The organism is Vibrio sp. 10N.286.45.E10, assembly GCF_002874195.2.
Classification (GTDB): Bacteria; Pseudomonadota; Gammaproteobacteria; order Enterobacterales; family Vibrionaceae; genus Vibrio; species Vibrio crassostreae.
Window position 1 is genome coordinate 1383851 of sequence record NZ_MCWD02000002.1, and the last position, 13729, is coordinate 1397579.

The 13729-nt window shown below is 45.5% G+C and carries 10 protein-coding genes; all 10 read left to right on the forward strand.

Features of this window, described 5'->3' with window-relative positions; translation table 11 throughout:
- Nucleotide 1: 1 nt before the first annotated feature.
- The 10 genes from BCU34_RS19135 (at nt 2) to BCU34_RS19180 (ending at nt 13653) form a co-directional block, all read left to right on the forward strand.
- Nucleotides 2–940, forward strand: a complete 939-nt coding sequence (locus tag BCU34_RS19135; RefSeq protein ID WP_102478438.1) for an iron-siderophore ABC transporter substrate-binding protein — start codon at nt 2–4, stop codon at nt 938–940.
- The gene (gene fhuB, locus BCU34_RS19140; protein ID WP_102478439.1) at nt 940–2934 is read left to right on the forward strand and encodes a Fe(3+)-hydroxamate ABC transporter permease FhuB; all 1995 of its coding nucleotides are present in this window, start codon (nt 940–942) and stop codon (nt 2932–2934) included. The genes BCU34_RS19135 and fhuB overlap by 1 nt, the downstream gene beginning before the upstream one ends.
- Before the next feature lie 223 nt (nt 2935–3157).
- Nucleotides 3158–3970, forward strand: coding sequence for a crotonase/enoyl-CoA hydratase family protein (locus BCU34_RS19145; protein WP_102431694.1), 813 nt, complete (start codon nt 3158–3160; stop codon nt 3968–3970).
- 93 nt (nt 3971–4063) lie between these two features.
- Nucleotides 4064–5242, forward strand: coding sequence for an OmpP1/FadL family transporter (locus BCU34_RS19150; RefSeq protein WP_102478440.1), 1179 nt, complete (start codon nt 4064–4066; stop codon nt 5240–5242).
- Nucleotides 5242–5931 carry a hypothetical protein gene (locus tag BCU34_RS19155; RefSeq protein ID WP_102478441.1) on the forward strand — a complete coding sequence of 230 codons (690 nt, stop codon included), beginning with the start codon at nt 5242–5244 and terminating at the stop codon, nt 5929–5931. The genes BCU34_RS19150 and BCU34_RS19155 overlap by 1 nt, the downstream gene beginning before the upstream one ends.
- A 241-nt stretch (nt 5932–6172) precedes the next feature.
- Nucleotides 6173–7285, forward strand: coding sequence for an NADH:flavin oxidoreductase (locus BCU34_RS19160; RefSeq protein ID WP_102478442.1), 1113 nt, complete (start codon nt 6173–6175; stop codon nt 7283–7285).
- A 418-nt stretch (nt 7286–7703) separates the two neighbouring features.
- On the forward strand, nt 7704–8339 hold the full coding sequence (locus tag BCU34_RS19165; protein ID WP_102478443.1) for a CatB-related O-acetyltransferase: 636 nt from the start codon (nt 7704–7706) through the stop codon (nt 8337–8339).
- 178 nt (nt 8340–8517) lie between these two features.
- Nucleotides 8518–10164 (forward strand): ABC transporter transmembrane domain-containing protein, encoded by a 1647-nt coding sequence (locus BCU34_RS19170; protein WP_102478444.1) that lies wholly within the window; start codon nt 8518–8520, stop codon nt 10162–10164.
- On the forward strand, nt 10161–12347 hold the full coding sequence (locus BCU34_RS19175; protein ID WP_102478445.1) for an ABC transporter transmembrane domain-containing protein: 2187 nt from the start codon (nt 10161–10163) through the stop codon (nt 12345–12347). The genes BCU34_RS19170 and BCU34_RS19175 overlap by 4 nt, the downstream gene beginning before the upstream one ends.
- The gene (locus tag BCU34_RS19180) at nt 12340–13653 is read left to right on the forward strand and encodes an HlyD family type I secretion periplasmic adaptor subunit (RefSeq protein ID WP_102478446.1); all 1314 of its coding nucleotides are present in this window, start codon (nt 12340–12342) and stop codon (nt 13651–13653) included. Before BCU34_RS19175 ends, BCU34_RS19180 begins: the two co-directional genes overlap by 8 nt.
- The last annotated feature ends 76 nt before the right edge of the window (nt 13654–13729 follow it).

Here is a 13729-nt window from a genome sequence, read left to right on the forward strand (position 1 = left end):
TATGAAAGCCAACTATTTTACTTCTCGTTTTCCTAAAGTGAGTTCGTTCATTGTCTCATTGAGCTTGTTGTTATCAGCTCAAGCGATGGCCAACTTTCAAGTTGAAGACAGTGAGGGTGTTAAAACCCTTGAAGTTCAGCCTGTTAGAGTGGCTGCGCTGAACTGGGACATTGCTGAACAAGTGATTGAACTCGGTGTAACACCAGTGGCAGTGCCTGATATCGCTGGCTATACAGATTGGGTTGTTCAACCTGCGATTCCAGAAGGCGTGGCCGATATTGGCACTCGAACTGAGCCTAATTTCTCTGCTTTGAAGAAGCTAAACCCTGATGTGATTCTTATCGCTTCTCCTCAGAAAGATCTTCAGGAACCACTTTCTGAAATTGCGCCCGTGCTTTACTACCAGACGTACAGTGAACAGCATAGCAATGCGGCGGCGGCTATCGATAACTTCAAGAAGATAGGCCAATTGCTTGGTAAAGAAGAGCAAGCGAACGACAAACTGGCTGCGATGGACGAACGTCTTGAGGTTTTAAAAGCTGAACTAGATAAAGCGTATCCGGGCGACAAGCCGAAAGTGACCTCTTTCCGTTTTGCGAGCACGACTTCGGTTTACATATACGGTGATAACTCGATTCCGCAATATGCGCTTGAGCAGCTAGGCTTTGAAAATGCGATGGATCTTCCTGCGAGTCAGTGGGGCATCAGTCAAAAGCGTATGACCGAGCTTAAGAATGTTAAGGGTGGTATTGCGCTTTACTTCGAACCTTTCCCATATCAAGACAAGTTAGATCGTTCTCCGGTTTGGAAGAGCATGCCTTTCGTTCGTAATGGTCAATTTAGCCCTGTAGCAGCAAGTTGGAGCTACGGCGGTGCTATGTCGATTTTGTATAACGCAGAAGCGATGGCGCAATCGTTGTTGACGTTAGCGGAGCAGTAATGAAATCCAGTGGTTTGATGATGGGGGCGGTGTTATTTATCGCCGCCCTTATTCATTTATGGTTAGGCCAGTCTGAATTTGGCCCTATCGGTGAGTTGTTTCAGCAAGTCTCACAGATCAGTGACATCGTTACATTCAATAAAATGGTCGACGATTCATTCGAGTTGATGGCATTAATTTATGTCAACTTTCCTCGTTTAGTGATGGCGATTTTGGTTGGTGGAACACTTGGCACTATCGGTAGTTTGTTCCAACAGTTAACGCAGAACCGCATGATGTCTCCACTTACACTCGGTACATCATCAGGGGCGTGGCTTGGTCTGGTCATTCTGAACGTGGTCGCGCCAATGTTGGTTGCTCAATATTCGGTTTGGTTTGCGCTGATAGGCGCGCTGCTTGCTATGGGTCTGATTGTCTCCATTGTTGGCATTAAAAATATGAGCGGTTTACCGATTGTATTGGCGGGTATGGCGGTCAACTTATTGCTAGGGGCATTTGCAACGGCGATTATTCTACTCAACGACCAGTACGCACAGAATCTGTTTGTATGGGGAGCGGGCGACCTAGGGCAAAATGGCTGGGAACAAGTGCTTTGGTTGATGCCTAAGCTGTTGCCGATTTTTGCCATATTCTTCTTAGCTCCGCGAGTTCTGACTTTGCTTTCCATCGGCACTGAAGGGGCTGCGGCGCGCGGGCTCAATATTGGCACGACCTTCTTTGTGCTAATGGCAATCGGCGTTTGGTTGGTTTCAGTGTCGATTACCTCAGTGGGCGTGATCAGCTTTATCGGCTTGATTGCTCCGAACATCGCTAGGCATCTAGGTTTTCTAAAGGCTAAATCTGAACTCATCGCGAGTTGTGTATTAGGCGCGCTATTACTTTGTGTCACCGACAGCTTGGCGATCTTCTTGGCGCAATGGTCTTTGGACATGATTCCAACAGGGACGGCAACCGCAGTGATTGGTGCTCCTGCGTTGATCATTATTGCGAGAAAGCAAATGTCTGCTCAAGATCAGTTGTTTTTCTCAATGCCTAAAGGTCCGAAGTCTATTTCATCTTTGGCTTACTTCTTGTTGGGCACAATGATTTTCGGGTTGTTGGCGTTGAGTGCATTGTCACAGCCTTCTTCTGATATGGGCTACTTTGTTATCCCAGACGCATTTGAATGGTCTATTCGTTGGCCGAGAATGTTAACCGCGATATTCGCTGGTGGCGGCTTAGCGGTGGCGGGTGTGATTTTACAAAGATTGGTCTACAACCCGCTCGCAAGCCCAGACATTCTTGGTGTGTCGGCGGGTGCAGTTCTGGCGTTGATTTTCAGTAGCTTATTCATGGGCTATTCGATTCACTCACTAAGCCCGTGGGTTGCATTTTTAGGTAGTGCGATTGCGCTTTGTTTATTGCTGTTCCTTGGCAAGAAGCATCAGTTTGCTCCGTCTATTCTAATTCTGACAGGTATCTCGCTGACCGCGGTATTGGAAGCTTTGGTGCAATTCTCTTTAACACGAGTGGGTGAGGGGAAATACACATTATTGGCTTGGTTAGCAGGGTCTACCTACCGTGTGGAGCCTGAGTCTGCCACTATAATGGCTGTCGTGATAACGGCTTGTATTGGTGTTGCTCTGCTGTTGAGTCGTTGGGTGACCTTAATTGCGACTGGACGACAGTTCGCGAGTGCCAGAGGGCTGAACATCAACATCGCTTACGTGGCTCTGTTGTGTATTGTCGCGGTGTTATGTTCGATGGTCACAACCACCATGGGGCCGGTCGCCTTTGTTGGTCTATTGGCTCCACATATCGCGGTGATGGTTGGTGCTCGTTTGGTTCGTGAACAGATCATTCTATCGTTTTTGATTGGTGCGGCATTGATGTTATTTGCTGATTGGTTAGGGCAAGTGGTGGTGTTCCCAGCGCAACTTGCGGCAGGGACGTTAGTTTCCATTATTGGTGGCAGTTATTTCATATTCTTATTACTGAAATCTCGAACAGCATAGGTTCTGCTAATGTCCTAAAACCACTGGTAATCAAAGCTATTGGCAACCAAAGCTACGAATAAAAAGCAGTGAATGGAGCGATCCATCACTGCTTTTTTTGTAGGAGTCGTTTGTGTAAAGGGGAGGAGTTAAGCAACGCAGGTCTCGCTTCTTAATGTGCAAGTTTGGCATATGTTAATAAAATGTATAATCTAAAGGTCTGACCACTGATAAGGTAGCCGCCATGCCAAACCTCGATCGTATTACTTGTTCTATCGATGAAAACCAAATTGCGACGGTTGTGTTGAATCGACCCGATAAGCTCAATGCTATTGATATGGCAATGTTCCAAGGCGTGAATAACATGGTGACTCAGCTGAAAAAGAACACTGAGATTCGTGCTGTAATAGTGAAGGGCGAGGGGCCTGATTTTTGTTCAGGGCTTGATGTTAAGTCCCTTTTAACCAGTAAATCTGGGGCGATGAAGCTGTTGTTTAAATGGTTACCGACATTGCCTAATGCTGCACAACGTTTTTCATTGGGTTGGCGAGATATTCCATGCCCTGTCATTTTTGCGATTCATGGTCGTTGTTGGGGAGGTGGTCTGCAATTAGTCAGTGGTGGTGATTTTAGGATTGCTAGCCCTGATGCGAACTTCTCAATATTGGAAGCAAAGTGGGGCTTGATTCCTGATATGGGAGGCGCCATCGCATTTCGAGAGCTGATGCGAAAAGATCACACCCTAGAAATGGCGATGACGGCCAAAGTGATCGACTGCGAAACCGCGAAAGAATATGGATTGGTGACCAAGATTGCCGAAGACCCTTACGCTGAAGCTTATGCTTTGGCTCTGGAATGTGCGAATCGGTCGCCAGATGTTGTCGCTGCTAATAAGAAACTCTATAACAAGACTTGGTGGTCAAGCCCAGGCATGGCTGTGTTCTACGAGACTTGGTATCAGATAAAGGTCGCTTTGGGTAAGAACCGAGCGATTGCTGCTCAACGTGAAATTCATCGAGATAACCCACGACCATACGTCGCCAGAAAGTTTAAATAGCGTTTGTACAGGAATAATGGATATTCCCTTTGTTTATGAGGCTTTGCGGTAACCTTAGAACAATTTAATGTCTAAGGCTAAATGAGCAATCTGATGAACAAAACTTTTACTTACTCTATAGCTGCCACCGCAATTTTTACTAGCTTAAATGCTTTCGCAAGTGGCCTGTTTTTGCAAGAAGCTGTCGTTGCCAATGCTGGTACTACTGGTGCTGGTGACGGTGTTTATACTCGCTCTGCTGCTGCGATGTGGACTAACCCTGCCACTATGTCTCACATGGGCGAGAGCAAAACGACCATCAACACCATGGCGTTTGATCTTGAGATGAAATATCAAGACAACGATGGTAATCCAGACGGCAAAGCTCATTCAGTCATGCCTTCATTTGGTGCCTTCCATGCTCACCAAGTCACAGACAAATTACACCTTGGTATTGCGCTGGGTGCTGTTGGTGGTTCAAGCCTTGATTACGGCAGTGATTGGGCGGGTGCTGCACTTCTAGAAGACATTACCCTGACCGCAATGCAAGTGAACCCATCACTGAGTTATAAGCTTAATGATCAGTGGTCAGTGGGTGCTGGCGTTCAATTGAGTTGGGCTGCATTCGAGCAGTCGACTTCTGGGTTTACAGCTAAGCAAGATACTGATTGGGCTTACGGGTATAACCTAGGTGTAATGTACACGCCTACAGATAAACTCAAGTTAGGTGCCAGTTATCGCTCTAAGCTAGAACACGAGTTTAATAACGAAGTGAAAGGCTTAGGTAATGTTGCTAACTCTTTGTCTACAGATATTGCTCTTCCTGAAATCATTGACTTCAGTGCAAGTTATGCATTGAATTCTCAACTTGATCTCTTGGCAAGCGTTCAATTCCACCGCTGGAGTGCTTGGGACGAAACGGTATTAGATTTCGGAGCAACTGACTTAGGCGGCGTTCCAATCGAACGTGATTGGGATGATGTATGGAAGTTTGCAGTAGGGGCGGATTACCAACTTAACTCTGATTGGCGCTTAAAAGCAGGCTTCTCTTACGAAACGTCACCACAAGACGATCCTTCAATGCAATGGGTTGACCTTCCAGTGGGCGAGCAATACCGCTACTCGGTAGGAGCATCTACCTATTGGGATGATATCTTAATTGACGTTTTCTATGAATACGCAGATTTAGGTTCAGTTGATATGAACCGAAACTTGGCAGGTTCACAGGTGAACTTGTTGAATGGTTCTTTCGATGGCCGCATTCACTTTGTTGGCGTTAGCGCGACATTCTAATGACATTACGTAATTTATTAATTGTTACTTCGGTAATACTGGGTTCAACGGATGCTTTGGCTGAAGAGAAGCATCCTGATGATCCGACTAAAATCGTAACCAAAGCGGGCGTTGCTTATAACGAAGAACTTAAGTTCTCGGGCTCTATCGGGCTTGATGAAGCGCGAATGATCAATGCTCGTGTCAATGCTGATGGCGAAGAGTGGCGAGTGGGTGGTTCATGGCTATTGCCTTTGGGCATCGTCAATTTCAACTTTAGCCGCTCTGAATACGACAACGATGCTTATAAGAATAACTACAGTATCGGGACGTTTATACCACTGAGTTATTTCGACATTGAGCCGTTCGGATGGCAAATCTTCCCTATGGCTGGTTACAGTTATAATGATGGCGAAGTGGCCGTGTTCGATGATGATAATGTTGGTTCTGACTATGTATTGATGCCGAGTTCAACACACGGTGGCTACATTGGGGCGTTTGGTTTAAAAACGATCACTGATGAATGGTCTATCATGGGCTTCGGTGGCGGTTCAATGGGGTCTGATGATTACTCCGGCTATTGGGCTGGCGTCGGCGCAAGCTACAAATTGAGTGATGCTCAATCATTCAACTTCTTCACTATTTTTGCTGAGGACGATTTCGGTGAAAATAACAGTGTCGGTGCATCTTATACCTACGAGTTTAAATAGCTTTTCTGCGTATTGTCTTAAATAGTTAGAACTGAGAGTAGGCTTACCGATTGGGTGAGCCTATTCTTAGAATCTATCCTAATCCTATCTTTGTGAGCAATAGTTGCCTGTTTCTTATATGAGAGTGCCGCTCTCTTAATCTAGATTAAGTTTTGCCTGCCATATTCTCTGTAGTATCCGCCAGAATCAGTGCCCATGCGTAATGGGTAACTCGCTTAACACGATTTTGAGAGGAAGACACTTGAGCACTTTGTTTACAGAAACCCACATTGGCAAGATGACACTAAAGAACCGTTTCATGAGAAGCGCGACGTGGGAAAATATGGCCACCGAAGATGGTCATATGACAGATAAACTTTACGCTATCTATGAAGAGTTGGCTCAAGGTGAAGTCGGCTTGATCGTGACGGGTTACGCGAACATCGTTGAAGAAGAAAAGCCGAATGCGGGCATGATGGGGATGTATAACGATTCATTCATTGAAGAGTATCAGAAGCTGACTCAACTTGTGCACGACAACGACTCTAAAATCGTGATGCAATTGGCTTATGGTGGCACGAAAACCACGTATAACCTTGGCGAGCGAGTGATCTATGCACCGAGTGAAGTTCCAGAAAAAGGGACACAGACACTGGGTAAAGCAATGACCAAAGAGGATATTGATTACATCGTTGATGCCTTTGCCAAAGCGTCACTAAGAGCGAAGCAAGCGGGTTTTGATGGTGTTGAGGTTCATGCTGCTCATACCTATCTGATTAACCAGTTCTTAAGTCCTTATTACAACCAGCGTGAGGACGAATACGGCGGTAGCTTAGAAAATCGCATGAGATTTTTGCTAGAGATCTACACGGCAACGCGCAAGCTAGTTGGCGACGATTTCCCAATCTTGGTTAAGCTGACCGCTTCTGAGTTTTTTGAGGGCGGCGTGACCTTCGATGAAACGCGTTTGGTGTGTAAAAAGCTTGAAGAAGTAGGCGTTGATGGCATTGTCGTATCAGGTAATATTCATGGCAAGGCAGATACTATGATTGGCGAGTCGCACGATGGTTTTACTATTCAAGCTGAAGGCTACTTCCACGAATATGGTCATGCGATCAGCCAAGACGTTAATATCCCAGTTATCACGGTTGGTGGTCTAACGGATTTTGATGCTATCGAAGCGATTGCAAACAACACAGGTATTGAATATTTCGCGCTTTCAAGGCCGCTGCTTTCTGAACCACATTTGGTAAAGCGTTGGAAAGAAGGGGACAGAAGCCCTGTTGAGTGCGAAAGATGTTCAAAATGCCGAACTAAGCGTGGCAACTTCTGTGTCGTGAATAAAGACAGAAAAGTACAGCTTGCTCGTATGTAATCGCTGAACCTAGCTCCAAGCGTGAGCCGAAATTTATAGCCGAGCCTATGTTTGAGCCTGTGTAATCGCACAGGCTCTATTCATTCCGTATTCTATGAAACGAAATTTGAAACCTTATTAATCACATCTGACTGTCAAATGGGTGCGATTAAACAGATACACTACACCTGTAAATTATCCAACCAAGTTATCGATAAAAACTGAGCAAACTTTGAAACTACTTCCTCTTCTTAAGCAACCTCGAATCCACTGACGCCTCTTTAGTTTTAGCGGCATTGCTATGATTTAAGCGTGATACTCACTATTTATCCCGGTGAACCCTGTGTTTATGGGGTGCTAGTTTGTGCACCTTGGATTTGCATCGTCGAACATTTTGATAGTTAACGAATAAAACTAAATAGATCATTCAGAGGTAAAAATGCAAAAGAAGCATTGGTCCAAATTCGAGTTGTTGCATGAAGTCGTAACCAACCCCAATATTCATGTAAAAGGTCAACACAGTTATTACAGCGATTGTTGGGACAACGGGTTTGAGCGTTCAGTCGTCCGTTATCTGCACGGTGACGAAGTCAGCCGTCAGTGGGAGCCTCGATGGGAAATCGACGAACTCTATATCGGTGATTATGTCTGCATTGGCGCAGAGGTTGTGATTTTAATGGGTGGCAACCATACGCACAGAATTGATTGGTTTTCGCTGTATCCATTTATGGATGTTATCGACGATGCCTACATTGGCAAAGGCGATACTCACATTGAAGATGGGGTGTGGTTAGGCATGCGAGCGATGGTGATGCCCGGTGTGACGATTGGCGAAGGCGCCGTGGTTGCAGCGAATAGCGTTGTGACAAAAGACGTCGCACCCTACAGCATTGTTGGTGGCTCTCCAGCTAAAGTCGTCAAATACCGCTTTGATGAGTCCGTTATTGACGAGCTCATTTCATTCAAAATATACGAGTGGCCCTCAGATAAATTTGAAGCGCTGAAACCGTATTTATGTAACTCAGACTTTTCAAAATTAAAGCAGGCGATAACGGATTACGACAATTGTTTGTAAGGAGCACTTGTAACGAGCATTTGTAAGGTGCGTTTTTAAGGTACGGGTATAGCCACAGATTTTTGTAGAAAGATCTGTGTCATATTTATATTGAAAAACACGTTAAATCAGTTCGTTACCTTGCAATACTCAACATGGTGTACCAATCTTATTTCATAAGCATGGATAAGGATTGTGTATGCCCGCAAGTTCAATGAAAAACAAAGGGGTGGTGGGGAAAGTCCTACTGCCTTCTTTGCTCATAAATCTTCTCTCTCTCGCCGTTCCGCTAACGGTTTTACAAATTTACGATCGTATCTTACCTAACCAGAGTTATGGGACTGCCACTCTGTTATTAGCGGGTGCGACGTTGGCTGTCGCTATGGAAGCACTCATACGTTTTGTGCGTACTTGGCTTTTGTCTGCTGCGGCCAGTAATACCGAGAAAGCAACCTATCAAACCTTGGTGGAAAGGGTGACAACGGCTTCATCAGGCCATCTTCGCCACATTGGTGTTGGCGGCGTGGAAGAGGGGCTGGGCTCAGTATCAAAAGTCAAAGATTGGTATTCCGGTGGTGTGATTGCAGGCTTTATTGATTTGCCTTTTGCATTGATCTTCTTGGGCTTGGTGGCTTACATCGGCGGTGAGCTGGTGGCGATACCTTTGGCAGTTTGGCTGATTACTCTTGGAATCGTTTGGTTATCTTCTATTCGCGTTAAAAGCTTAAGTGAAGAAGCTTCCCAAGATGAGCAGGAGCGAAAAGCGTTCTTGATTTTGCTGAGCCAAACCATTCAAGGAATAAAACGTCAGGCCGTTGAGTCTCGAATCTTCAACCAGTTTAAATCCCTCAATAATGTTCGCTCTCAGTCTAAAGCGAGAGAAGAAGAACAGAACGCCTTCGCCCAAGAGTGTATTCAGCTTGCTGCATTAGCGACGTCAGTTTTACTCGTGATCACTGGCAGCTTATGGGTGTTGGATGGTCAGTTAACTACTGGTGGCTTGGCGGCATGTTCTATCTTATCTGGCAGAGCGGTTGCGCCTTTGAGTGCTCTGGTTGGGGTTAGAATCAAGCTTAATTCAATACACAGTGCCAATCAGGCAATAGAAAAATTGAGTGACTTGTCACTATCTGAGTTTTCAGATTCTGAACAACCTGAGACCCCTTTATCTGACTTTGAGACGCTGGAAATTAAGCAAGCGACCGTTGAAAGATACGGTGAACTCTCTCATGCAGATGTCACACTGAATAAAGGTGAGTTGGTATTGTTAGAGAGTGAGGATCGCCACACCAACAGTCATTTATTGTCGTCGATTGCAGGTATTGATGATCTAAAAGCGGGTGAGTGCTTCATTAACGGAGCTGCCGTTTCAATCGCATCGGTAAGCAACATTGCAGCCTACTGTGGCGTTAAAGGACAACTGGTATCGGGGACCATTCTTGATAACTTATGTGGCTTTGACCCTGAGAAAACGCAAAGTACCAGTGACTATGCTAAGCGTTTGGGTTTAACCAAAGAGATTACTCGATTACCCGATGGGCTCGAGACACAAATTGGCCATACGAGTGCTTCTTTGTTGAGTATGGGTAACGTGAAAATGCTCAATATCGCGGCTCAATTGGCAAGTGATAAACCCATAATCATGTTGGAAAGGCCGGATTCTTCACTTGATTTAGACGCCCTTGGGAATCTAGCTAAGGTGTTGGAAGAAGAAGTGACGGCAGGACGCACGATACTGATGGTGAGCTACCATTCGAAGCTTCGCGAATTTGCTAATCGAATCATTACAGTGGAAAGTCGAGCTATTACGGTCGACAGCGAGAGCAATCAGGAGGCCGTCGTATGAATCGTTTAGATATTGGTAACCCTTCAGGTACGAACAACCGTGCAGATACCAGCGCTCGACAAGAGGTGATGAACCATTTAGAAACCGAGAGCCTTTCCGTTCTTAAGCAATTGGAAGTTAATGCTAATATCCAGTTGTTCGCACATCAGTGGGTCGATGAAAATGGCATTGAATCAATCGACAATATGTTTGCCTTGTTCGACAGGCTTGCACTGCCTTATCGCTTGGTTGCCAACCTAGATGAAGTTGGTGAACATAAATTGGTCTTACTGGTACTTGGTGAACATGAGCTGGTCTCTGGTCATTTAGAATCCAAGCAATTTGTTGCCTTTAATGCCAATGACGACATCACCGATGTCCCTCAGTTTTGTATTGTTATCGAAGGGCCACCATTAGAGAAGGCCTCTCCTGATTGGGTTGGCGAAAGGTTACATGCGTTTCGTCCCATCATTCCTAAATTGTTGTTGGTCAGCTTTATCACTAACTTATTTGCGCTTGCTGTTCCCTTCATCACGATGTCGATTTATGACCATGTGATTGGCGGTGATGCAGGGCATGAGTTGCAAGGCATCGCTATTGGCGCGGCGTTGTTGTTTGTGATGATGGGTTGGTTGAGAACATTACGTAGCCGAGTGTTTGCTTCAGTTTCCAACCGAGTAAGTCGTGAGATTTCTCAATCCCTCGTGCAGCGTCTGCTTCGTAATAGCTATGCTCAAAATCAGCAAACAGCTTCTTCTAGTCAGCAAAACCAAGTGATGCTGTCGGAGCGTATTTCAGGTGTGCTATCGGGGCCATTAGGAAATGCGCTGTTTGACCTACCATTCATTCTTATTTTTGTACTTGCGATAGGTGTTTTAGGCGGATGGTTGGTACTGGTTCCAGTCGTCTCTTTAATCCTTTATTACTTGCTAGCAAAACGCTCGATACGCTCTAGCAGCAAGCGCTCTATGCAATCGACAGTGGCAGGTACGAATCGTCAAAACATGACTAATGAGCTGTCATCCAAGCTTGCCTTTATTCGCAGTGCTGGGTTTTCAGAGCACTGGATCCAACGTTTTCAAAAGGCCAATCTGCTTGCCTCTACAGTGACGTTCAATCAAGCAGTTCTGCAAAGTCGTTACACCTCTATTTATTACTTTATCGGAGTGGGCTCAACATTGGCTGTCATGGGCTTAGGTATTGGACTTATTTTCGAACAAGTGATGACACCCGGTGGTTTGATTGCTTCAATGATGTTGATATCTAAAGTGACGGGTCCCGCTCAGGTGTTGGCAAACAGTGCGATGCGTTTTAACAGCTTTAATCAATCCAAATTGCAAGTGAACCGTATCTTGTCTCAGCCGTCCGAGCGTGAATTCAGTTACCAGCATCACCCGTTACCTGTGGTAGCGCCTAACTTGAAATTAGACCAACTGACACTGCGTTATCCTAAACAGAGTCGCCCCGCTTTGAATGGTGTGAGCTTTGATATTGAAGCGGGTGAAATTGTTGCGATTACTGGCCCTTCAGGAAGCGGTAAATCAACCTTGATCGAAGTATTGTCTGGTTTACAACCTATCCAAAATGGCATGGTCGAGCTTGAAGGCGTTAACCTCGTTCAATACGACCCGCAGCTCTATCGCCACTGGTGTTTCATTCGAGCAGCTTATCCTGATTTGCTTACGCTGAGTATTCGAGAGTGGCTAAACGACGGTCATAAAGTCGAAGATCAGAAAATGATCTCTGCGATTGAAGTGGTCGGCGGAAAGCGTTGGTTCGAGACATTGTCAGGTGGGCTAGACACCTCCATCAGTAGTATTCAGCCGGACAGTCTTTTTGACATGTTGTCTGGCAGCGTCGCGCAGATCCTCATTGACGCGAAAGCGCTGATTTATGACTACCCAATGTTCTTAATGGATAATCCTGTGCCTGATGCTCACCCAAATGCTAAACGTATATTTGGTGAGTTTGTGCAGTCGAAAAAAGGAAAAGCAACGGTGATCTACACGTCCCACGATCCGGATTTAATCAAGCTTGCCGATAAAGTGGTGGTATTAAATGAAGGTACAGTGGTTTATGCCGGTCCATTAGAGCCGGAGCAGTCTTCAGAACCTCAAGCTTCCCAAGGAAAAGAGGCGTCTGCTCAACAAAATGCAGCCCAACAAGAACAATCAGAGTCTAAGCAAGGAGTCGCTAATGACTAAACAATCTATCGAGAAGGGCAAGCGCTACGGTGAACTTGTTGAATCACAAAATACGGCTCGTACATTGGCATTGGCGACATGGTCGGTTGCCTTATGTGTTATTGCTTTTGCCACTTGGTCTGTAGTCACTCAAGTTGATGAAATTGCAAAAGCCAAAGGCGCTGTGATTCCTGAAGGCGAAAAACAGGTACTACAAAGCGCGATTGGCGGTAAATTAAAGCAAATTCTCGTTAAAGAAGGTCAGTTGGTTGAGAAAGGTCAGCCACTTGTTGAGTTTGATGCCACTTTCCAACGTACCGCTCTTGAAGAATTGAAGTCTCAACAAGTGACGCTTCTAGCCAGTGTGGAACGTATGAATGCGTTGCTTGAGCAACGCGAGCCTAACCTTGCTGAGTTCGAGGTCGATTATCCTGAGATTGTTAGCCAACAAAAAGCTCAACTGAACGCGCAGAAAGCCCTCTACTTCCAAAAACGTGTGGTGCTTGAGAAAGAGAGCGAGCAAATTGCAGAGCAACTTCGGAGTGTAGAAAAGGCCTTGCCGAGTTATGAGAAAGAGCTAAATGCGACTAAGCAAGAGTTGAATATACTAGAAAAGGGTTATAAATCGGGCAACATTTCACGCTTACGTGTGCTTGAAATGCGCCAAAAGCTGGCCAGCATAGAGCAGAAAATCGAAGAAGCTCGTGGTAAGAAAGCGGTGCTAATCAAACAAGCAGACAGCACTGAACAAAAAATTGAACAGCTTCTTGCAGAGGCAAAGGCGAAAGTAAGTGACGATCGATCCAAAGCCGTGTCAGATTTATCCGCACTTAACGCCAGAGTTCGTTCAAGCCAAGCAAAACTGACAAACACCATGTTAGTGTCGCCTTTGCAAGGCTTGGTGCAAAGCCTGCCTAGCACACAGAATGGAGGCGTAATACAGCCGGGTGGGACAGTGGTTGAAATTGTCCCAGTTGGTGGGAAAGCCGATTTTAAAGCCCGTTTGTCGCCAAGAGATATTGGTTTTGTGAGCGTAGGGCAACCGACTCGAATCAAGATTGACGCGTTTGATTACAGTCGCTTTGGGGCGCTGAAAGGTGAGGTGGAAAGTATTTCACCAACCACCAGTCAAAGTGAACGCGGTGAAATCTATTATGAAGTGGTGGTGTCGGTTGATACGCCGTACTTCCGTGACAATCCTGAAAGCTTTTCTATTTTGCCGGGTATGACGGGCGAAGTTGATATTACTACGGGTGAGAAGTCTGTGTTCCAGTATCTTTGGAAACCTATTTATACCAATGTGAGCGTTGCGTTTGGTGAAAGGTAACCACGATAGAGAGTGGTTGAGATTAAATGAATAACAACAGTAAAGTATAAAAAGGGAGCACAGCATGTGCTCCCTT